This is a genomic window from Arsenicicoccus sp. oral taxon 190, assembly GCF_001189535.1.
In the GTDB taxonomy this organism is placed as follows: domain Bacteria; phylum Actinomycetota; class Actinomycetes; order Actinomycetales; family Dermatophilaceae; genus Arsenicicoccus.
Map to the genome: position 1 here is coordinate 2,690,514 of NZ_CP012070.1, position 20,892 is coordinate 2,711,405.

The 20,892-nt window shown below is 73.1% G+C and carries 16 protein-coding genes; 5 read left to right on the top strand and 11 right to left on the bottom strand.

All coding sequences use genetic code 11. The annotated features are described in order from the left end of the window. The first annotated feature begins 39 nt into the window (after nt 1-39). Nucleotides 40-5,568: an ATP-binding protein gene (locus ADJ73_RS12565; RefSeq protein WP_050348545.1), complete on the top strand. Its 5,529-nt coding sequence runs from the start codon at nt 40-42 to the stop codon at nt 5,566-5,568. A gap of 85 nt (nt 5,569-5,653) precedes the next feature. Here ADJ73_RS12565 and ADJ73_RS12570 read toward each other — a convergent pair whose 3' ends face one another. From ADJ73_RS12570 to ADJ73_RS12595, 5 genes are all read right to left on the bottom strand, one after another. Next, entirely contained in the window at nt 5,654-6,040 is a 387-nt protein-coding gene (locus ADJ73_RS12570) for an FKBP-type peptidyl-prolyl cis-trans isomerase (protein WP_050348546.1), read from the bottom strand. Between the two features lie 76 nt (nt 6,041-6,116). After that, a complete protein-coding gene (locus ADJ73_RS12575) occupies nt 6,117-7,136 on the bottom strand; it encodes an FKBP-type peptidyl-prolyl cis-trans isomerase (protein WP_050348547.1) in 1,020 nt (339 codons plus the stop codon). 44 nt (nt 7,137-7,180) lie between these two features. After that, nucleotides 7,181-8,638 (bottom strand): Pup--protein ligase, encoded by a 1,458-nt coding sequence (gene pafA / locus ADJ73_RS12580; protein ID WP_082176983.1) that lies wholly within the window; start codon nt 8,636-8,638, stop codon nt 7,181-7,183. 9 nt (nt 8,639-8,647) lie between these two features. Continuing rightward, nucleotides 8,648-8,878 (bottom strand): hypothetical protein, encoded by a 231-nt coding sequence (locus ADJ73_RS12585; protein ID WP_050348548.1) that lies wholly within the window; start codon nt 8,876-8,878, stop codon nt 8,648-8,650. A gap of 280 nt (nt 8,879-9,158) precedes the next feature. Further along, the gene (locus tag ADJ73_RS12595; RefSeq protein WP_050348550.1) at nt 9,159-10,946 is read right to left on the bottom strand and encodes a diadenylate cyclase; all 1,788 of its coding nucleotides are present in this window, start codon (nt 10,944-10,946) and stop codon (nt 9,159-9,161) included. Nucleotides 10,947-11,063: 117 nt separating this feature from the next. Here ADJ73_RS12595 and ADJ73_RS12600 point away from each other — a divergent pair, with 117 nt between their 5' ends. Next, nucleotides 11,064-12,077, top strand: coding sequence for an asparaginase (locus tag ADJ73_RS12600; RefSeq protein WP_050348551.1), 1,014 nt, complete (start codon nt 11,064-11,066; stop codon nt 12,075-12,077). Nucleotides 12,078-12,090: 13 nt separating this feature from the next. On the opposite strand, the gene ADJ73_RS12605 is transcribed toward ADJ73_RS12600, so the two are convergent. From ADJ73_RS12605 to ADJ73_RS12615, 3 genes are all read right to left on the bottom strand, one after another. Then, the gene (locus tag ADJ73_RS12605) at nt 12,091-12,288 is read right to left on the bottom strand and encodes a ubiquitin-like protein Pup (protein WP_050348552.1); all 198 of its coding nucleotides are present in this window, start codon (nt 12,286-12,288) and stop codon (nt 12,091-12,093) included. Nucleotides 12,289-12,392: 104 nt separating this feature from the next. Next, on the bottom strand, nt 12,393-13,901 hold the full coding sequence (gene dop, locus ADJ73_RS12610) for a depupylase/deamidase Dop (RefSeq protein WP_082176984.1): 1,509 nt from the start codon (nt 13,899-13,901) through the stop codon (nt 12,393-12,395). Continuing rightward, complete coding sequence (locus tag ADJ73_RS12615) at nt 13,898-14,467, bottom strand: TetR/AcrR family transcriptional regulator (protein WP_050348554.1); 570 nt, start codon at nt 14,465-14,467, stop codon at nt 13,898-13,900. The genes dop and ADJ73_RS12615 overlap by 4 nt, the downstream gene beginning before the upstream one ends. Nucleotides 14,468-14,587: 120 nt before the next feature. Here ADJ73_RS12615 and ADJ73_RS12620 point away from each other — a divergent pair, with 120 nt between their 5' ends. The 3 genes from ADJ73_RS12620 to ADJ73_RS12630 all read left to right on the top strand — a co-directional run bounded on the left by ADJ73_RS12620 (nt 14,588) and on the right by ADJ73_RS12630 (nt 16,720). Then, entirely contained in the window at nt 14,588-15,931 is a 1,344-nt protein-coding gene (locus ADJ73_RS12620; protein WP_050348555.1) for a M20/M25/M40 family metallo-hydrolase, read from the top strand. 157 nt (nt 15,932-16,088) lie between these two features. Continuing rightward, a complete protein-coding gene (locus ADJ73_RS12625) occupies nt 16,089-16,301 on the top strand; it encodes a hypothetical protein (RefSeq protein ID WP_050348556.1) in 213 nt (70 codons plus the stop codon). A 62-nt stretch (nt 16,302-16,363) separates the two neighbouring features. Continuing rightward, nucleotides 16,364-16,720, top strand: a complete 357-nt coding sequence (locus ADJ73_RS12630; protein ID WP_050348557.1) for a DUF3054 domain-containing protein — start codon at nt 16,364-16,366, stop codon at nt 16,718-16,720. Between the two features lie 142 nt (nt 16,721-16,862). Here the strand turns inward: ADJ73_RS12630 and arc are convergent, their stop codons facing one another. The 3 genes from arc to ADJ73_RS12645 all read right to left on the bottom strand — a co-directional run bounded on the left by arc (nt 16,863) and on the right by ADJ73_RS12645 (nt 20,844). Further along, nucleotides 16,863-18,500, bottom strand: coding sequence for a proteasome ATPase (gene arc / locus ADJ73_RS12635; protein ID WP_082176985.1), 1,638 nt, complete (start codon nt 18,498-18,500; stop codon nt 16,863-16,865). Further along, nucleotides 18,497-19,597, bottom strand: coding sequence for a tRNA (adenine-N1)-methyltransferase (locus ADJ73_RS12640; RefSeq protein ID WP_082176986.1), 1,101 nt, complete (start codon nt 19,595-19,597; stop codon nt 18,497-18,499). Before ADJ73_RS12640 ends, arc begins: the two co-directional genes overlap by 4 nt. Before the next feature lie 65 nt (nt 19,598-19,662). Continuing rightward, complete coding sequence (locus ADJ73_RS12645; protein WP_156188231.1) at nt 19,663-20,844, bottom strand: site-2 protease family protein; 1,182 nt, start codon at nt 20,842-20,844, stop codon at nt 19,663-19,665. Between the last annotated feature and the right edge of the window lie 48 nt (nt 20,845-20,892).

A 20,892-nucleotide genomic window follows, 5' to 3' on the forward strand; every position in this document is an offset into this window, starting at 1 on the left:
CGTCGCCACCCAGCCCGCACGCGGAGGTAGTCGACACTGATGTTCACGCGCATCGCCATCGTCAATCGGGGTGAGGCCGCCATGCGGCTCATCCACGCCGTCCGCGACCTCGACGCCGCGCGTGCCCAGGCCCGCCCCGGCGAGCCGCGGATCGAGACGGTGGCCCTGCACACCACCGGCGAGCGGCGCGCGATGTTCGTCCGCGAGGCCGACCACGCCTACGACCTCGGGCCCGCCTCGGCGCGGCCCTACCTCGACTACGCCGTGCTGGAGCGGGCGCTGGTCGAGTCCGGCGCCGACGCGGCCTGGGTGGGCTGGGGATTCGTGGCGGAGGACCCGGGCTTCGCCGAGCTGTGCGCCCGGATCGGGGTGACCTTCATCGGGCCGAGCCCGGAGGCGATGCGCCGGCTCGGCGACAAGATCGGCTCCAAGCTCATCGCCGAGGAGGTCGGCGTGCCCGTGGCCGCGTGGAGCCGCGGCGGGGTCGACACCCTGGCGGAGGCGCTGGCGGCGGCCGAGGAGATCGGCTACCCGCTGATGCTCAAGGCGACGGCGGGCGGTGGCGGCCGCGGCATCCGCAAGGTGTCCTCCGAGGCCGAGCTCGCCGACGCCTACGAGCGCACCCGCGACGAGGCGCAGCGCGCCTTCGGCTCCGGCGTGGTCTTCCTGGAGCGCCTCGTCACCGGCGCCCGGCACGTCGAGGTGCAGATCATCGCCGACGGCCACGGCACCGCCTGGGCCCTCGGCGTGCGCGACTGCTCGGTGCAGCGCCGCAACCAGAAGGTCATCGAGGAGTCCGCCTCCCCCGTGCTGCGGCCCGAGCAGGTGGCCGAGCTCAAGGCCAGCGCCGAGCGGCTCGCCGTCGCGGTCGACTACGCCGGGGCCGGGACCGTGGAGTTCCTCTACCACCCGGGCGAGGAGTTCTTCGCCTTCCTCGAGGTCAACACCCGGCTGCAGGTCGAGCACTCGATCACCGAGGTCACCACCGACACCGACCTGGTCACGCTGCAGCTCCACGTCGCTTCCGGCGGCCGGCTCGAGGGCGAGCGCCCCGTCGAGTCCGGGCACGCCATCGAGGCCCGGCTCAACGCCGAGGACCCCGACCGCGACTTCGCGCCCTCCCCGGGCCGGATCGCGCTGCTCGACCTGCCCTCCGGCCCCGGCATCCGCGTGGACACCGGTGTCGCCGAGGGCGACTCGATCCCCTCCGACTTCGACTCGATGATCGCCAAGATCATCGCCTCCGGCCGGGACCGCGCCCAGGCCCTGGCCAGGCTGCAGAGGGCCATGGAGGAGACGACCGTCGTCATCGAGGGCGGCGCCACCAACAAGAGCTTCGTCCTCGAGCTGCTCGCCGCCCCCGAGGTGCTCGACGGCACCGCCGACACCGGGTGGATCGACCGGGTCCGCGGCGAGGGCCGCCTCAGCTCCCACCGGCACGCCGGGGTGGCGCTGGTCGCCGCCGGCATCCAGGCCTACGAGAGCGACGAGGCGATCGAGCGGGCCCGGCTGCTGGAGACCGCCCGCGGTGGGCGGCCCCAGGTGCAGCACCGGCCCGGCCGCAGCGTCGAGCTGACGCTGCGCGGCACCGCCTACGCCCTGTCCGTCGCCCGGATCGGGCCGCACCGCTTCCGCGTCGTCGTGGCGTCCCCCACCGGCGAGCAGACCGTCGACGCCGACATCGACCGGATCGACGCCTACACCAGCCGCCTCACCGTCGAGGGCCGCGAGCACCGCCTGGTCACCGCGGCCCACGGCCCGATCCAGCTCGTCGAGGTCGACGGCGTCACCCACCGGATCAGCCTCGACGAGGGTGGTGTGCTGCGCTCGCCCACCCCGGCGCTGGTCGTGGCCACCCCCGCCGCCGTCGGCGACGAGGTCGCCGCCGGCGCCCCCGTCCTGGTGCTCGAGTCCATGAAGATGGAGACCGTCCTGCCCGCGCCCTTCGCCGCGCGGGTCAAGGAGCTGCTCGTCTCCGCCGGCAGCCAGGTCGAGACCGGCGCCCCCCTGGTCCGCCTCGAGCCCGTCGACGACGACGAGGAGGAGGCCGCTCCGCAGGGCGAGGCGGTCGACCTCGACCTCCCCGGCGAGGGCGCCGACGCGACCACCCCCGCCGAGCGGGCCCGCCGGCACCGCGACGACCTGCTCGCGATGCTCCTCGGCTACGACGTGGACCCGCGCGACGAGGGGCGGGCGCTGGCGGCATACCTGCAGGAGCGCGACCAGCTGGTCGCGCAGGGAGAGTCCCCGATCGCGGACGAGCTGGAGCTGCTGGACGCCTTCGCCGACCTCGCCGAGCTGTCCCGCAACCGGCCCGTCGGCGCCGACCTGCACCTGGAGAACCGCATCCACTCCCCCCGGGAGCACCTGCACACCTACCTGCAGAGCCTGGACCCCGACCGCGCCGCGCTGCCCGAGGACTTCCGGGCCCGGCTCGCCACGGTGCTGCTGCGCCACGGCATCACCGAGCTCGACCGCACCCCCCAGCTGGAGCAGGCCGTCTTCCGGATCTTCGTGGCGCAGCAGCGCTCCGCCCCCGACGTGCAGGTGCTGACCGCGCTGCTGCAGCGCTGGCTCGTCGAGCCCGGCCCCGGCAGCGGCCTGGAGACCCGCGCCCGCGAGGTGCTCGACCACCTGGTGCGCGCCACCCAGCTGCGCGTGCCCGTGGTCGGCGAGCTCGCGCGCAGCGTCCGCTTCCGGTGGTTCGACCAGCCGCGGGTCGACGCCGAGCGCGAGGGCGTGCTCGGCGACGTCGCGGCCGAGGCCGACGCCATCGCCGCGCTGCCGGCAGGGCCGGAGCGTGACGACCGCATCGACGGGCTCGTGCAGATCCCCGAGAAGATCGCCGGCTTCCTCGGCCGCCGCCTCGCCGGCGCGGAGCTGCCGCGCTACGAGCCGATGCTGGCGGTCCTGGCCAAGCGCCACTACCGACGCCACGACCTGCGCGACTTCCGGGAGCAGGAGGTGTCGGGGCGCCCGGTGGTCACGGCCGACTACACCCTGGACGACCGGCCCACCCACATGGTCTCCACCATCGGCACGATCGACGAGATCGCCCCCGGCAGCGCGCTGCTCGAGCTGGTGGCGGACGAGGTGCGGCGGGCCCCGGCCGGGCACCAGTCGGTCGTCGACCTCTACCTGCGCTGGGCCGACGCGCCGCACGACCCGGCGGAGCTGTCGGACCTGCTCGCCGAGCGCCTCGCGGCGCTGCCGGCGGACGCCGCGGTGCGTCGGATCGCCGTCGGGGTGTGCAGCGACGACGCCGAGCCGGTGCGCTACGTGACCCTGCGGCCGCAGGGCGAGGGGAGGCTCGCCGAGGACGCGCTGATCCGCGGGCTCCACCCGATGGTCGGGCGCCGGCTGCACCTGTGGCGGCTCACCGACTTCGAGGTCTCCCGCCTCGACGCGCCCGAGGACGTCCTGCTCTACCGCTGCGAGGCGGACGGCCCGGGGCGCCAGGACGCCGACGTGCGGCTCGTCGCGATGGCGCAGGTGCGGCAGTTCGCGGTGGTCCGCGACGACGAGGGCCGCATCGTGGCGCTCCCCCACGTCGAGCGCGCCATCGCCAACTGCCTGGAGGCGATCCGCCGGGCCCGCGCCGCGGGCGCCGGGGGCACCCGCCTGGACATGAACCACGTCTGGGTGCACATCTGGCCGACCATCGACGCCGACGTCGCCGAGCTCACGGCGCTGCGGCACGCCATCGCGCCCATGACCGTGGGCGCCGGCATCGAGGAGGTCGTCGTCGACGGCACGGTGGCGCGCCCCGACGGCACCCTGGTGCCCATGGCGGCCCGCTTCTCCTACCAGCCCGGGTCCGGCGTCGTCGCGTCCGTCGGGGAGCCCCCGGCCGAGCGGCTGCGGCCGCTGGACGACTACTCCCGCAAGGTGGTTCGCGCCCGGCGCCGCGGGATGGTCTACCCCTACGAGCTGCAGGCGATGATCGCCGGCCGCGGCGGCACCGCGACGGAGTACGACCTGGACGACACCGGTGCGCTCGTGCCCGTGGACCGGCCCTACGGCCTCAACCGCGCCGGCATCATCGTCGGCCTCATCTCCACCCCGACGCCGCGCCACCCCGAGGGGGTGCGCCGGGTGCTGCTGTGCGGCGACCCGCTGCGGGCCCTCGGGGCGCTGTCCGAGGCGGAGTGCTCCCGCGTCATCGCCGCCCTCGACCTCGCCGAGTCCCTCGGCGTGCCCGTCGAGTGGTTCGCGCTGTCCGCGGGGGCGCGCATCTCGATGGACTCCGGCACCGAGAACATGGACTGGGTCGCCAAGGCCCTCAAGCGGATCGTGGAGTTCACCCAGGCCGGCGGCGAGATCAACGTGGTCGTCGCCGGGATCAACGTCGGCGCCCAGCCCTACTGGAACGCCGAGGCCACGATGCTGATGCACACCAAGGGCATCCTCGTCATGACCCCGGACAGCGCGATGGTCCTCACCGGCAAGCAGTCGCTCGACTTCTCCGGGGGCGTGTCCGCCGAGGACAACTTCGGCATCGGCGGCTACGACCGGATCATGGGCCCCAACGGGCAGGCGCAGTACTGGGCGCCCGACCTGGTCGGGGCGCTGCGCATCCTGATGACCCACTACGACCACAGCTACGTCGCGCCGGGCGAGGCGGGGCCGCGCCGCGCCGAGACCACCGACCCGGTGGACCGGGACGTCACGAGCTACCCGCACGACCCGGCGGACTCGGGCTTCACGACGGTCGGCGACATCTTCTCCGCCGCCACCAACCCGGACCGCAAGAAGGCCTTCGACATCCGCACCGTCATGGCGGCCGTCGCGGACCAGGACCACGCGACGCTGGAGCGGTGGGCGGGCATGGCCGACGCCGAGACCTCCGTGGTGCAGGACGCCCACGTCGGCGGGATCCCGGTGTGCCTCGTCGGGATCGAGTCCAAGTCGGTCGCGCGGCGCGGCTTCCCCCCCACCGACGGGCCGGACGCCTACACCGCGGGCACGCTCTTCCCCCGCTCGTCCAAGAAGGTCGCCCGGGCCATCAACGCGGCCAGCGGCAACCGCCCGGTCGTGGTGCTCGCCAACCTGTCCGGCTTCGACGGCTCGCCGGAGTCGATGCGCAACCTGCAGCTGGAGTACGGCGCGGAGATCGGCCGGTCCATCGTCAACTTCGACGGGCCGATCGTCTTCTGCGTCATCTCCCGCTACCACGGCGGCGCGTTCGTCGTCTTCTCCAAGGCGCTCAACCCGCAGATGACCGTGCTCGCCGTCGAGGGTTCCTACGCCTCGGTGATCGGTGGGGCGCCCGCCGCGGCGGTCGTCTTCACGCGCGACGTCGACGCCCGCACCGCTCAGGACCCCCGCGTGGTGGACCTCGAGCAGCAGCTGGCCCGCGCCTCGGAGGCCGAGCAGGCCACCCTGGCAGCGCAGCTCGCCGACACCCGGCGGGACGTGCGGGCGGAGAAGCTCGGCGAGGTGGCCACGGAGTTCGACCGGGTGCACAACATCCACCGGGCCGTCGAGGTCGGGTCCGTCGACGAGGTCATCGCCCCGTCGCGGCTGCGCCCGGCGATCGTGGCCGCGCTGGAGGCCCGCCTCTCATAACCCTCTTTCCCGACGACGTGGACCCTTTATGTCGCTCAGGCGCACAAAGGGTCCACGTTGTCGGGTAGGGGGGACGGTCGCGGGGTCAGCGCACCGCCACCAGGTCGACCACGAAGATCAGCGCCTCGCCGGGCTTGATGGCCGAGCCGGCACCGCGGTCGCCATACGCGAGGTGCGCCGGGATGGTCAGCTTGCGCCGGCCACCCTCGCGCATCCCGAGCAGGCCCTGGTCCCAGCCCTGGATGACCTGGCCAACGCCGACCTGGAAGTCGAGCGGCGCGCCGCGGTTCCACGACGCGTCGAACTCCTCACCGGTGGAGTGCGCGACGCCGACGTAGTGGGTGCTGACGATCTTGCCGGGCGTCGCCTCGGCACCATCGCCCTCCCAGATGTCCTCGATCACAAGGTCGGCGGGCGGCTGGTCGCCGGGGAAGTCGATCTCGGGCTTGGTGGTCGTGGGGTCGAACGGCATGGGTCCTCCTGGGGTGACAGACGGGATGCGTATGGCGGGAAAAGGGTTGCTGCGTGGCGGCGGTGCCGCGTCGGGGCTACTGCGCCTTGACGAGGTCGACGACGAAGACCAGCGTCGAGTTGGCGGGGATCTTGCCCTGGGCCTGCGCGCCGTAGGCGTCGGCGGGGGGTGCCACGACGAGGACGCGGCTGCCGACCTTCTGACCGGTGAGGCACTTGTCCCAGGCGGGGATGACCCGGCCCACCCCGATCGGGAAGGGCACCGGCTGGCCGCCGTTGTCGTAGGACGAGTCGAACTTCGTGCCGTTGGTCCAGAGCATCCCGGTGTACTGCGAGGACAGCGTCTGGCCGACCTGGACGACCGGCCCGTCGCCCTGCTTGAGGACGTAGAGCGTCGGCTGCTTGGGGGCCGGCGTGGTCACCGGCTTCATGGTGGCGGCCTTGCCGTCGGGGGCGGTGACCTGGGGAAGGCCGTCGGGGCTGGTGACGACCTTGCACGCCTCGCCCTTGAAGCCGACCTTCTGGATCTCAACGAGGGTCAGGATCGACTCGTTGGGGCCGATGCCGGCCTGCTGGTTGCCCTCGGCGCCGAAGGCGTCCTCCGGGGCGATCGCGACGAGGACCCGGGACCCGGCCTTCTGGCCGACGATGCCCTTGGCGACGCCGGAGAGCCACCCCTTGACGGGGATCTGCTGCGGCGTGCCGCGCGAGAACGTGTCCTCCAGCGTCTTGCCGGTCTTGCCCGACACGAAGATCGCGTTGGCCACGACCATGTCGGAGGCCTTGACCACGGGGCCGGTGCCCTCGGAGACGACCTTGGCGGTGGTGGTCTTGGTGGTGAGGGGAGGCTTGGCGACGGTGACGGTGGGCTTGTCCTTGGTCCCGGCAACGGTCACCCCGGGGACGTCGCCCTGGGCGGCGGGGGTCGGGTCGGGTGCGCTCGCCTGGCTGGCCGAGGGGCTCGCGCTGGCCGAGGCGCTGCCCGAGGGGCTCGCCGTCGACGTCGTCGAGGTGGTGGTCGAGGCGCCGCCGCAGGCGGACAGCGCGATCGCGGGCGCGGCCAGGAGGGCCAGGGAGGTGGTGGTGCGCAGGCGCAAGAGGGGGTCCTTCGCTCGTGGTCTGGTGGTGAGCTCCGCGCAGCCTACTGCGCGTCGCTGTCCGTGGGCTGTCTCGCTCCGGCGACGGTCTGGGTCTGTCCCGCGACCGCCGGGGTGTCGCCCGTGGTGGACGGCGGCGTCAGCGACGCGATGAGCCGGTCGACGCGGGGGTCCTCGTAGGCGAGCGGGTCCTTGCACAGGATGGTGCGCTGGTTGCCGTCGTTGAGCTTGAGGTGGACCCAGTCCACGGAGTAGTCGCGCCGGGCCTCGCGGGCGGCGTTGACGAAGTCGCCGCGCAGCTTGGCGCGGGTCGTCTGCGGCGGTGTCGTCACGGCCCGCTCGACCTGCTCGTCGGTGACGACGCGCGCGACCAGCCCCTTGGCCTGCAGCAGGTTGAAGAGCCCGCGGCGCGGGTGCAGGTCGTGGTAGGCGAGGTCGATCTGCTGCAGCCGCGGGTGGTGCAGCGGCAGGTCGTCCCGGGCGGAGTACTGCTCGATGAGGCGCCGCTTGATGATCCAGTCGATCTCGGTGCCGACCTCCTCGAGCCGGCCGGAGTCGACGGCGGCGAGCACCCGGCGCCACAGCGTCACGACGCGCTCGTGCATCGGGTCGCCCACTCCCCCGTCGGCGACGAACCGCTCGGCCGCCTCGAGGTAGGCGCTCTGCGCCGCGAGCGCACTCGTCACGCCCCCCTCCGCGAGGGGCACCTCGACGCGCCCGGTCGGGTCGGTGCTCATCGTCCGTATGGCGGACGTGGTGCTGGCGGGCGTCAGGTCGGGCAGCGGGATCCCCGCCTCGACCATGCGCAGCACCAGGTCGATCGACCCGACCTTGAGCAGCATCGTGGTCTCGGACATCGTGGAGTCGCCGACGATGACGTGCAGCCGGCGGAACTTCTCGGCGTCGGCGTGGGGCTCGTCGCGGGAGTTGATGATGGGGCGCGAGCGGGTCGTCGCGGAGGACACGCCCTCCCACATGTGGTCGGCCCGCTGGCTCACGCAGTAGCTCGCCCGGCCCTGCGGGTCGACGACGAGCTTGCCCGCGCCGCAGGTGATCTGGCGGCTGATGAGGAAGGGCACCAGGGTGTCGGTGACGCGCCGCAGGTCGGTGCTGCGCCGGACCAGGAGGTTCTCGTGGCAGCCGTAGGAGGTGCCGGAGGAGTCGACGTTGTTCTTGAAGACGTAGACGTCCCCGGTGATGTCCTCCTGCGCCATCCGCAGCTGGGCGTCGTCGGCGAGGCCCTGCACGATGCGCTCGCCCGCCTTGTCCTGGGCGACCAGGTCGAGGAGGTTGTCGCACTCGGCGGTGGCGTACTCCGGGTGCGAGCCGACGTCGAGGTAGAGCCGGGACCCGTTGCCGAGGAAGGCGTTGGAGCTGCGTCCCCAGGCCACGACGGACCGGAACATGTAGCGCGACACCTCGTCGGGGGTGAGGCGGCGCTGGCCCTGGGAGGTGGCGGTGACGCCATACTCCGTCTCGATGCCGAAGATCCGTCGGTCCATGCACCGACCCTACCGGCGGCGGTCCGGTCCCATCGCCCAGCGCACGAAGGGGATGACCATGAGGAGCACGAACGCGATGCCCACGACGGCAGACCCCCACATCGTCCACCGCTCCCAGAAGGCGTCGCTGCCACCGAGCTGGGGCCCGAAGGCGATGCCGAGGCCGTAGAGGATCGCGAGGATCGCGGTGACGGCCCAGCCGGGGTTCTTGCCATAGCGGGCGACGGGCTGGGCGCTCATGACAGGCCGCCTTCACGGTAGAGCGGGATGCCCACCAGGACGAGGGCACATGCGAGGAGGACGAAGGCCCCGATGAGCACCACGCGTTGGCGGGTTTGCGGGCGGTCCTTCCATGGCCCGAAGGCCACGGCCAAGCCGTAGAGCACGGCGAGAGTGCCCCTGATGGACGCCCCTGTCTCCAGTGACACGACTCCCCCTTGCTGGGCCGATGACGATGACCTCGACGCTAGGAAGGTGAGCCTGACCTGCCCCATGACAGGTGTCACGGGGCAGGTGAACGTCAGGCGAAGAAGGAGGCGTTCATCCGCGGGTCGGTGCGGAAGGGGACGGTGCGCACCCGGGTCCGGGACCGCTCCCAGCGGAGGTCCTCCACCGTCAGGCAGATGGCGTTGGCGCGCTCGCACTGGCTCTCGGAGAGGTAGAACGCGAACCTGCGCAGCCGCTTGTGCAGCGCGTAGAACGCCTCGAAGTCCACGTCCCGCGCCTCGTCGACGTCCAGGGACCCGGCGGCCTCGAGGTCCGCGAGCGCCTGCTCGACGTCCTCGGGGCGGACCCGCGGGGCCAGCTCGGGGTAGACGTCGATCATGCCGTCCTCGGAGACGATGACGGTCAGGCAGGGGGCCGTGGACGCCTCGGTGTAGCGCACCGCGGAGTTGTAGCGCGACCCGCGGCTCGGGTCCCCCGCGCCGGTCGCCACGCCGTCGAGGATCACGCCGACCGCGTGGCACACCCCGTCGGGGGTCAGCAGCACGGCCCCGTCGATGCGGGTCACCGCGTCGAGCACCTCCGGGCTCAGCGACTGCGGGCGTATGGCGAGCGCCTGCGGCGCCAACCGCCTGGCCTCCTCGGCGGCGGCCGTGGTGACGACGAGCAGGGCTCCGCGGGCCTGCTGGGCGGCGCTCTGCGCCAGCATCCAGATCCCGCGGATGTCGTGGTCGGAGACATCGTCGAAGACGCGGCGCATCGCGTCGATGAACAGGCTCGTCGACATCCGTGGCCGGGGCAGCTGCGGGTGGCCGCTGGACACCCGCAGCAGCGGGTTGCGGTTGCAGGACATCTGCCAGGAGCCCTGCTCGAGCAGGGTGAACCGGAAGATGTCGTTGTCGGAGTCGTCGGGCTCGTCGTGGGCGAGCGGCTCCACCGACCCGAGGCCGTAGATGCGCTGGCCGTCGATGAGCAGGTGCAGGCCGGGGCGGGTCATCTCCAGCAGCTTGCGGAACTGCCGTCGCTCGCGCACCGACACCGCGGAGCGTAGCTGCACGGCCACGGAGATCCGGGGGTGCCCCTCGCGGGCCATGACGACGGTGCCGGCCCCCACCCGGCCCTCGTAGGGGGTCGACGACAGGCCCTCGAAGGCGTCGAAGAGGCCCTGCCCGAGCCGCTCCCCCGCGATCAGCCCGGCCGAGTAGACCAGGTGGTTGGCCGAGCGGCGGATCGCGTCGTTGGGGACGTCGTCGTCGATGGGCGAGATGGACCGGGGCGGGCGGGCGGCCAGCAGTGCGTGCGTGGCGATCCGCAGCAGCTCCACGACGATGCCGTGGGCGAGGGACGTGGTCAGCGGCACCCCGTCGATCTCGTCGTAGGGCAGGGCGTTGAGCTCGGCATACGCGCTGGTGTCCACGCTCAGGCAGGGGTGCACGACGTAGTCGCCCACCCGCGCGCCGGCGCCGATGAAGAAGGTGCGGCCGCGGCCGGCGCGGGCGCTGTCCAGCGCCGCGGCGATCGCGTCGCAGCGGGTCACGTCCTCATAGTGCTCGAGCCGGGCCTGCTCGACCTCGGCCGACTCGTAGGCCTCGTCGTGAGCCGGGTGCGCCTCGAAGCGGCGCAGCGCGTCGGCGCGGATCCCCTCGAGGTCCTGCAGGCTGAAGCCGCGGTCCGCCGGCGCCAGGCACACGTCCGGCGCGCCCGGCGCGCTGACCCCGTCGGCCAGGAACCCGACCAGGAGCGCGTCCGCGGACACGATCGCCCCGATCTGGTCCGTCGCGCGGTCGGTCGCGCGGTCCAGGGACAGCCGGAACTGCTCCTGGAACTCCCACATCAGGTGGTCGGGGGTGGGGGTGACGGTCACGGTGAGCCTTCGGCGAGGGGTGGTGTGCGGGCGTGCACCCCCAAGGATATTTCGCCCACGGGGGTGCCCCGGACGCCGCCGCTGCCGCTGTCCCTGCCGGGCGGGCATGATGGTCGTATGCCGACCGCGCCCACCTCTGGCCAGCCGCTCCCGCGCATCGTCGTCGTCGGGACGGGCGGGACGATCGCCGGGTCCAGCGCGGCGACCACCACGAAGCGGTACCAGGCGGGGGTGCTCGGCGTGGCCGACCTGCTCGCGGCGGTCCCGTCGCTGGCCGAGGTCGCCGAGATCCGCTGCGAGCAGCTCTACCAGATCGACTCGGTGGAGATGGACCTGCCGCGACAGCTGGACCTCGCGCGTGCCGTCTCGCGGCTGGCGGCCGAGGACGACGTGGACGCCGTGGTGGTCACGCACGGCACCGACACGCTGGAGGAGACGGCATACGCGCTGCACCTGCTGGTCGACACCGACAAGCCGGTGGTCGTCGTCGGGGCGATGCGTCCCGCCGACGCGGCCGGCGCCGACGGTCCCGGCAACCTGCTGGCCGCCGTCCGGGTCGCCGCGCACCCGACGTCCCGGGGGCTCGGGGCGCTGGTCGTGGTCGGTGAGGAGATCCACTCGGCGCGCGACGTCCGCAAGGAGCACACCTCGCGCGTGGACGCCTTCGGGTCGCTGACGGGTCCGCTGGGCGAGCTGGCGGGCGGGGTGCCGCGGTACGCCCACATCCCGGCGCGTCGGCACGGCGCCGCGACGGCGGTGACGCTGGCCGCGATCGACCAGCCGGCCGCCGTGGAGGTGCTCGTGACGCGGGCCGAGCTGCCCCCGCAGATCGTCGACGCGGTCGTCGCCTCGGGGGCCCGCGGGATCGTGCACGCCGGCCCGGGGGCCGGCAACGTGCCGGAGCGGGTGGCCGCGGCCCTGGACCGGGCGCGCAGCGCGGGCGTGGTCGTGGTGCGCTCGAGCCGGGTGGCGTGGGGCACCGTGGCACGCGGCGACGCCTTCGACGACGACGGCCACGACTTCGTTGCGGCGGCCGACCTCGGGCCCTACAAGGCGCGGGTGCTCCTGGCGCTGGCCCTGACCATCACCGACGACCCCGCGAGGCTGCAGCAGATCTTCGACACCCACTGAGGGGGCGCGAGCCTCACTGGCCGCCCTTCTGCACGAAGCCCTTGACGAACTCCTCCGCGTTGGACTCCAGCACCAGGTCGATCTCGTCGAGCACGGAGTCCAGTCCGGCGTCGTCGACCGAGGTCGTCACGGGTGCGGTCGGGACGGGCGGCGCCGGGACGTCGCCGGGGTCGGGCTCGCGCCGCTGCGGCTGGATCTGCTCCTGGGACATGGGTCCTCCTCGATGCGGTCGGTGTACGGGGGTGTGGGGGTGTATGGGGGTCGGTGGGCGACGGACGGGCCGATGGATGGCCCCGAGACCGGTGGGCGGCCGGGTCAGGCCAGCCGGGCGAGCAGGTCCGCCACGGTGGGGCTGGCGGCCACGACGGCCTCCAGGTGGGCGCGGGTGCAGCGCCGGGGCTCGGGCAGCGCCAGCCGCGAGGGTGGTTCGTCGGGGTGGCGGCGCACGATGACGGAGTCCCACGAGGCGGCGAGCACCTCGTGGGGGTACCGCTCGACCATGGTGCCGCGCAGCCAGGCTCGCGTGTCCGGCGGCGGTTCGGTGACGGCGGCGCGCACCCGCTCGGGCGGCTCGACCCGGTCGATGCGGCCGGCCGCCTCGAGCTTGTGGTGCAACCCCTTGTCGGGTCGCACGTCGCTCCACTGGATGTCCATGGCGCGCAGCCGCGGGTCGTCCCAGCCCATGCCGTCGCGCGAGCGGTACTGCTCGAAGAGCCTGAGCTTGGCGACCCAGTCGATCATGGGTGCCGCCAGCATGACGTCCTGGCCGAGCATCGTCAGCAGGTGGTCCCAGCGGGTCATGATCTCCTGGGTGTCCTCGTCCAGGTCGTCGCCGACCTCGCGGGACAGGTGGTCGTCGACCATCTCGTAGTAGGACCACAGGATGTCGAGGGCCGTCATACGGCGCCCGTCCGCCAGCTCCACCGTGGTGCGCAGCGTGGGGTCGTGGGAGATCTGCTGCAGCGCAGCGACGGGGTTGGCCAGGGTGAGGGTGCGCGGGACGTCCTGCGCCTCGATGATCCCGAGGACCAGGCTGGTCGTGCCCATCTTCAGCAGGGTCGCCGTCTCGGCCTGGTTGGCGTCGCCGATGATGACGTGCAGCCGGCGGTACCGGGTGGGGTCGGCGTGCGGCTCGTCCCGGGTGTTGACGATCGGGCGGCGCACGGTGGTCTCCAGCCCCACCTCGCGCTCGAAGAAGTCGGCGCGCTGGCTGATCTGGAAGCCGGCCCGGTGCGACTCGGGCCCGATCCCCACCCGGCCCGCCCCGCAGATCGCCTGCCGCGCCACGAAGAAGGGCAGGATCTGCCGCGCCACCGTCGCGAACTCGAGGTCCCGGCGCAGCAGGTAGTTCTCGTGGGTGCCGTAGGAGCTGCCCTTGCCGTCGGTGTTGTTCTTGTAGAGGTTGATCTGCCGCCCCGACAGCTCCGCCTGCCGCCGCACCGCCTCGGCCATGACCAGCTCCCCCGCCCGGTCCCACACCACCGCGTCGTGCGGCGAGGTCACCTCCGGCGAGGAGTACTCCGGGTGGGCGTGGTCGACGTAGAGCCGGGCCCCGTTGGTCAGCACCACGTTGGCGGCGATCTCGTCGTCCTCGTCAGTGAGCTGGCTCGCGTCCGCCACCGCCCGCGGCATCTCGTAGCCGAACTGGTCGGCCAGCGGCGACTCGGTCTCGTAGTCCCAGCGGGTGCGCGACACCGTGATCTCCGGGCGCGTGGCGTAGGCGTTGACGATCTGCCCGGACAGCACGACGGGGTTGGCGTGCGGCTCCCCCGGCACCGAGATGCCGTACTCCGTCTCCAGACCCATCACCCGGCTGACCCTCATGGGCCGACCCTATCCGCCGGGTCCTGCGCCCCGCTGACCCCGTCGATGAGCGACTGCACCGCGCGGCCGTAGCCCTCCCGCACCTGCGTGGCCACCGCCGGGTCGGCCAGCAGCCGCAGCACCCGGGTGGACACCGCGAGACCGACCAGCGCGCTGATCACCATCTCCGCGGCCACCGCGGCCTGCGGGTCCCCGCCGAGGCGGGCGGTGAGGGGCACGGCATACGCCTCGTGGAAGCGTCGACGCACCTCGTCCGGGTCGGGCGCCGGCAGGGCGAGCACCACCGCGCGGGCCAGCGGCTCCGGGCCGCCCGCCTGCAGCCGGTCCAGCACGTCGCCCACGAGCCCGCGACCGAGCTCGTGTAGCGGGCGCGACAGGTCCGCCTCGTCCGGGGTGAACGACACCGAGGAGGTGAAGAGCTCGGCCTTGCTGCCCACCAGCTTCATCACCAACGACGGCGACACCCCCGCGGCCGCGGCCACGTCCCGCACGGACACGGCGCGGTAGCCGTGCTCGGCGAAGAGGCGGCGCGCCGCCCGCACGATCAGCTCCCTGCTCTCGCTCACCGGTCGATCCTCTCAGAGGTCGCGCCCGGTCACGCGCCGACACCGCGGCGGGGTCCGCCGACGCCCGCCTCCTCGACCGTGACTATCGTGGGCGTCATCGCCACTCACCGAGGAGCTTCGATGGATCTTTCCGCTGCCCGCGACTACGCCCGCGAGGCCATGCCCCGTCTGCTCGAGGACCACGCCACCCTTGTCGGTCACGCCAGCATCGCCTTCCCCGGCTACCCCCGGGAGCCCATGGACGCCATCGCCCAGGACCTGCTCGAGATGTTCCGCCGCAACGGCGTCGCCGACGTGGAGCTGCTCGACATCCCGGGCGGCTACCCGGCCATCCATGCCGTGGTGCCGGGTCCCGAGGGGTCGCCGACCGTCACCATGTACGCGCACTACGACGTGCAGCCGTGCCCGCCCTCCCAGCAGTGGCACTCCGACCCGTGGGTCGCCACCCGCAAGGAGGACGGCCGCATCTACGGCCGCGGCACCGCCGACTGCAAGGCCGGGGTCGTCGCGATCCTCGGGACGATGGGCGCCTTCGACGGCAAGCCCCCCTGCACGGTCCGGCTGCTGCTGGAGGGCGAGGAGGAGACCTTCAGCCACATCGAGGACTGGGTCGCCGCCAACCCCGAGATGGTCCGCAGCGACGCCTTCATCATCTGCGACTCGGGCCCGTCCAAGGTCGGCGTCCCGTCCATCACCTCCGGGCTGCGCGGCGACGTGGCGCTCACCGTCACGCTGACCACCCTGGACAACGCGGTGCACTCGGGCCTCTTCGGCGGCGCCGCGCCGGACGCGCTCGTGGGCATGATCCAGCTGCTGTCGACGATGCACGACCAGGACGGCAACACCGTCATCGAGGGGCTGCACTCCTTCGAGTGGGAGGGCGCCTCGGTGGACGAAGGCGAGTTCGCGGCGTCCGCGGGGGTCAGGGACGGCGTCGGGCTGCAGGGCACCGGTCCGCTGGCGTCGCGGCTGTGGTCGCGCCCGTCGGCCACGGTCATCGGGCTCGACATGGTCCCCGTCGACCAGTGCTCCAACGCCCTCGTCCCCTCCGTGCGCGCCCGCATCTCCGTGCGCATCGCCCCCGGCGCCGACATGGCCACCGAGCTCGAGACGGTCAAGGAGCACCTGCGCCGCCACGCGCCCTACGGGGCGACGCTGGAGTTCTCCGACGACAAGGCGGGGTCGCCCTTCCTCGGCGACACGTCCGGTCCGATCACGGCGACCGCCCTGGCGGCCCTCGAGGAGGTCTACGGCCGCACCCCCGCCCAGGTCGGGTCGGGCGGGTCGATCCCGCTGGTGACCGAGCTGCTGCACGCCTCCCCCGGCGCCGAGGCGATCCTGTGGGGTCCCGAGGACGAGGAGAAGGCCAAGATCCACGGCCCCGACGAGTCCGTCGACCCGGCCGAGATCGAGCGGATCATGCTGGCGCAGATCAGGTTCCTGACCGAGCTCGGCGCCCGCTGACCCTCCTCCCTCTCCCCCTTCCCGCGATCGTGGTCTGTTGTGGTCGTCACGTGACCACAACCGACCACGATCTTGGGTGGGGACCATGACAGGTGTCATGGCCGGGTCGTGAGTGCTGTGCGTATGCCGCCCGCCCGCCGTCCGGCAGGGTGAAGGCATGACGCGCCACCGGTACTACTCCGTCGTCTTCCCCATCCTGTGCCTGGTGCTCGGCTACCTCGGGTACTGGCTGCACGAGCACCGCGGCCTCGAGTACGGCCCCACGGGCATCGCCATCGCGGTGCTCGCCATCGCCGGCGGGTGGCTGCCGCACCACCGGCCCGAGCCCTCGGCGCAGGCCGGGACACCCACCCGCGAGCCCCGCCCCTGACCACCTCCCGTGCGGTATGCCGGCGTGTGGGGGCGGCATACCGCGCGGGTAGGGTCGGGACCATGCGCGCCCCGGCCTTCCTGCACCTGCTCGTGGACCTGCTGCTCGTGGTCGTCTTCGCGGCGATCGGCCGGCGGTCGCACGCCGAGACCGGTGCGTTGCTGGGGATCCTGGGCACCGCATGGCCGTTCCTGGTCGGCACGCTGGTCGGCTGGGGCGTGGCGCTGGCGGCGCGCCTGTCCCCCGTCACGCTGCGCGGCGGGGTGCCGATCTGGCTGTGCACCGTGGCGGTGGGCATGGCCCTGCGGGCCCTGACCGGGGCGGGCACCGCCGTCAGCTTCATCGTGGTCGCCCTGGTCGCCCTGGCGATCCTCCTGCTGCTCCCCCGCCTCGTCGCAGCCCGGATCGCCCGCCGGTAGGTCTTCGCGGGTAGGCACCGCTCACTGCCGGCCGCACAGATCGGTCACATCGGCCACGCCAGACGCCTCCTGGCGAGGGACCTGTGACCGCTCTGCGGGCTGCCCCCGACGCCGCCGCACACGCCCCTGCCCGATCCTGGGGTCAGTCGACCTTGAGGTCCTTGCCGCCGACCAGCGTGTGGATGTTGATGATCCGCTCGCCCCGCTTGCCGGAGATCCGGGCCCAGTCGTCGGGGTTGGTGGTGTTGGGCAGGTCTTCGTTCTCCCGGAACTCCGCCACGTAGGCCGCCATCAGGTGCTCGAGCCGCAGCCCGCGCTGCCCGGTCGTGATCAGCGCCTTGATCGCGGCGGTCTTGGCGCGGTCGACGATGTTCTGGATCATGGCGCCGGACACGAAGTCCCCGAAGTAGAGCACCTCCTTGGCCCCGGAGAGGTAGGTCACCTCCAGGAACCGGTTGGTGTCGCTCTCGGCAAACATCCGCTCCATGACGGCGTCGATCAGGTCCTCGACGGTCGCCTTGGCGTCGCCGTCGTGGTCCTCGAGCTCGTCGGCGTGCAGCGGCACCTCGGCGGTGAGGTACTTCGCGAAGATCTCCCGGGCGCCGGTCACGTCGGGGCGCTCGATCTTGATCTTCACGTCCAGGCGACCGGGCCGCAGGATCGCCGGGTCGATCATGTCCTCGCGGTTGGAGGCTCCGATGACGATGACGTTGTCGAGGCGCTCGACGCCGTCGATCTCGGCGAGCAGCTGCGGCACGATCGTGGTCTCCACGTCGGAGGACACGCCTGACCCGCGGGTGCGGAAGAGCGAGTCCATCTCATCGAAGAACACCACGACGGGGGTGCCGTCGTCGGCCTTCTCCCGGGCGCGCTCGAAGATCAGCCGGATGTGCCGCTCGGTCTCGCCGACGTACTTGTTGAGCAGCTCGGGGCCCTTGATGTTGAGGAAGTAGCTCTTGGGCGCGTCCTCCCCGGTCAGCCCGTCGCGGGTCGCGACCTGCCGGGCGAGGGAGGCCGCGACCGCCTTGGCGATGAGCGTCTTGCCGCACCCGGGCGGGCCGTAGAGCAGCACCCCCTTGGGCGGGCGCAGGTGGTGCTCGCGGTAGAGCTCGGGGTGCAGGAAGGGCATCTCCACGGCGTCGCGGATCTGCTCGATCTGCGGCGCCAGCCCGCCGATGTCGCTGTAGGAGATGTCGGGCACCTCCTCGAGCAGCAGCTCGGACACCTCGGCGTGCGGCACCGTCTCCAGCACGAAGCTGCTGCGGGTGTCGAGCAGCACCGCGTCCCCGGGCCGCAGCCGCACCCCGTCGAGCGACCCCGCGACCCGCACGACGCGCTCCTCGTCGTTGCGCAGGAGCACGACCACGCGGCCCTCGTCGAGCCGCTCCTTGACGAGCACGACCTCCCCCGCGTCCTCGTAGCTCGCGAGCTGCACCACCACGAGGGCCTCGTTGAGCCGGACCTCCCGGCCGGGTCGCAGCTCGCCGAACGGCAGCTCCATCGACACCGCCACCCGCATCTTGCGGCCCGCGGTCGTGATGTCCACGGTCTTGTCGTCCGGGTAGGCCCGCTGCACGATCCCGTAGGTCGAGGGCGGCGCGGCGATCCGGTCGATCTCCTCGCGCAGGCTGGTGATCTGGTCGCGCGCGGCCTTCAGCGTCTGGGTGAGCCGGTCGTTGGCCTGCCCGAGCGCGCCGTTGGCGGTGCGCAGCGCGGACAGCTGGGTGGTGAGCTCGCGCACGCGCGCGGCGTGCGTCTCGCTGGTCGGGTCATAGCTCATCGGTCCACCTCGTCCTGGCTCGGGTCCTCAGCCGCCGTATGCCGCTCCCCCTGCTCCCCGCGGTCCCGCGGCGGCGTCGGAGGCGGCGGGGCCTCGCCGGTCACCGACCGGCGGATCCGGCGCAGCCGCTTGTCGCTGACCGTGCGCTCGCCCACGTCCTCGGGCGTCCACGCGTGGTCCGGCTCGACGCCGAAGGGCTGATCGCCCGGGTCCTCGGGGCCCTTGGCGGGACGACGCTTGCGCAGCGGCGGGGTGACGCCGGGCGCGAGCCGGCGCGTGGTGATCAGGAAGCCGGTGTGCCCGTGCATCCGGTGGACCGGCCGCACGGCGAGCCCTTCGAGGTGCCAGTCCCGCTCGATGGTCTCCCACGCGTGGGGCTCGGTGAAGCCGCCGTGGGCCTTGGCGGCCTCGGCGACCCGGGACAGCTGGGTCGCGGTCGCGACGTAGCAGATCAGCAGCCCGCCGGGCGCCAGGGCGTCGCCGACGACGTCGAGGCACTCCCAGGGCGCGAGCATGTCGAGCACCACCCGGTCGACGCTGCCCGGGTCGCAGGTCTGCGGCAGCGCGTCGACGAGGTCGCCGACGGTGATGGTCCACGCGGGGTGGTCGCCGCCGAAGAAGGTGCGGGCGTTGCCGCGGGCGATCTCGGCGAAGTCCGCGCGGCGCTCGAAGGAGTGCAGCCGGCCGTGGTCGCCGACCGCGCGCAGCAGCGACATCGATAGCGCGCCGGAGCCCACGCCGGCCTCGACGACGGTGGCGCCGGGGAAGATGTCGGCATACTGCACGATCTGGCCCGCGTCCTTGGGGTAGACGACGGCGGCCCCCCGGGGCATCGACATGACGTAGTCCGACAGCAGCGGCCGCAGCGCGAGGAACTCCTCCTCGACGGTGTTGCGCACCGTCGAGCCGTCGGGGCGGCCGATGAGCCCGTCGTGCCAGATGCGCCCGCGGTGGGTGTCGAAGGCCGCGCCCGGCTCCAGCGTGATCGTGTGCATGCGGCCGCGCGCGTCGGTGAGCTGCACCCGCTCCCCCGGCTGGAAGGGTCCGCGGCGGCCGAGGGCGCCGGTGGGCTGCTGGGGAGCGGGCTGCGTCGTCATGGTGCGGCCAGTGTAGTGACGACCACCGACGGACCCCGTGCCGGTCCGGCGGTGCCGCCACCGGCTCAGGCGCGCCGCGCCGCCGCGGCCTCGATCTCGCCGGCGTCGAGCAGCCCGAGCCGCCCGTCGGGGGTGCGGGCGAGCACGACCGCACTGCCGAGCTGGGCCATGCGCTCGAGGGCCGTGGTGACCGGGGCGTCGGGGGTGAGATCCATGGTCCAGCCGTCGGGCTGCGCGGCGGCAACGGCCGACACCGGCGTCTGCGGCTGCTGGTGCACCGGGACCTGCTGCACCACCCGCGGGTCGACCACGGCGACGGGGACCCCGCGGTCGTCGGCGACGGCCACGACCTGAGCCCCGTCCCGGCCGTAGGCCGCGGCCGCGTCGGCGACGGTGGCCCCGGCGGGCAGCACGACGGCGGGGTGCAGGAGCTCGGCCACGTGCACCCGGTCGACGAGACGGCGGGCCTGGGCGGAGCGGATGGCGCTGGTCGCCCCGACCCACAGGAAGGAGCCGATCAGCGCCGTCCAGAGCACCATGACGAGGTCCGGCGAGCCGCCGGTGAGCAGCGGCAGCAGCAGGAACCACGCGACGACCCCGACGACGAGCACCCGCCCGCACCAGCCGGCGACGAGCAGCCCGGTGGTGCGGCTGCCGGTGAGCTTCCACACCAGCGCGTCCAGGACGAAGCCGCCGTCCAGCGGCAGCCCGGGGAGCAGGTTGAAGGCCGCGACGAACGCGTTGGAGTAGAAGAACGCTCCGAGCAGCAGCGCCGGCACGTCCCCGTAGGCGCCGGGCAGCAGCAGCCACGCGACGCCCGCCAGCAGGGCGTTGGCCGCGGGCCCGGAGACCGCCACCAGCGCGCTGCGGGCCGGGGTGTTGGTCTCGGACTGGTAGGTGGTGTGACCGCCCATGAGGTCCGCGACGATCCGGTGCACCCGGTGCCCGAAGGCCTGGGCGGTCAGCGCGTGCGCCGCCTCGTGGGCGAGCACGGAGACGAGGAGCAGCAGCACGTAGACGAACGCGACGAGGTAGGCTGCGGCGCCCAGGTCGGGCAGCACCCGCGCCACCTGCGGCCCGAAGGTCGCGAGGATGATCACGGCGAGCAGCGGCCACGACCGCCCCAGGTAGATCGGGGTGCCCCGCAGGGTCCCGATCCGCCAGCCGGGGGGCGGGCTCACCTGCTCGGTCGGCAGCTCGGGCCCCTGGTCGTATGCCGCCGGACGCTGCCTCCCTGGATCTGACATGGCCCCGAGCCTACGTGCCTCGGGGGGTCTGTCGGTGCCGGGCTCTAT

Coding starts and splice junctions, on each gene's coding strand:
- ADJ73_RS12565 (WP_050348545.1), top strand. CDS start 40: ATGTTCACGCGCATCGCCATCGTCAATCGGGGTGAGGCCGCCATGCGG.
- ADJ73_RS12570 (WP_050348546.1), bottom strand. CDS start 6,040: ATGCCGTTCGACCCCACGACCACCAAGCCCGAGATCGACTTCCCCGGC.
- pafA (WP_082176983.1), bottom strand. CDS start 8,638: ATGGACCGACGGATCTTCGGCATCGAGACGGAGTATGGCGTCACCGCC.
- ADJ73_RS12585 (WP_050348548.1), bottom strand. CDS start 8,878: ATGAGCGCCCAGCCCGTCGCCCGCTATGGCAAGAACCCCGGCTGGGCC.
- ADJ73_RS12600 (WP_050348551.1), top strand. CDS start 11,064: ATGCCGACCGCGCCCACCTCTGGCCAGCCGCTCCCGCGCATCGTCGTC.
- ADJ73_RS12605 (WP_050348552.1), bottom strand. CDS start 12,288: ATGTCCCAGGAGCAGATCCAGCCGCAGCGGCGCGAGCCCGACCCCGGC.
- dop (WP_082176984.1), bottom strand. CDS start 13,901: ATGAGGGTCAGCCGGGTGATGGGTCTGGAGACGGAGTACGGCATCTCG.
- ADJ73_RS12620 (WP_050348555.1), top strand. CDS start 14,588: ATGGATCTTTCCGCTGCCCGCGACTACGCCCGCGAGGCCATGCCCCGT.
- ADJ73_RS12625 (WP_050348556.1), top strand. CDS start 16,089: ATGACGCGCCACCGGTACTACTCCGTCGTCTTCCCCATCCTGTGCCTG.
- ADJ73_RS12630 (WP_050348557.1), top strand. CDS start 16,364: ATGCGCGCCCCGGCCTTCCTGCACCTGCTCGTGGACCTGCTGCTCGTG.
- arc (WP_082176985.1), bottom strand. CDS start 18,500: ATGAGCTATGACCCGACCAGCGAGACGCACGCCGCGCGCGTGCGCGAG.
- ADJ73_RS12640 (WP_082176986.1), bottom strand. CDS start 19,597: ATGACGACGCAGCCCGCTCCCCAGCAGCCCACCGGCGCCCTCGGCCGC.
- ADJ73_RS12645 (WP_156188231.1), bottom strand. CDS start 20,844: ATGTCAGATCCAGGGAGGCAGCGTCCGGCGGCATACGACCAGGGGCCC.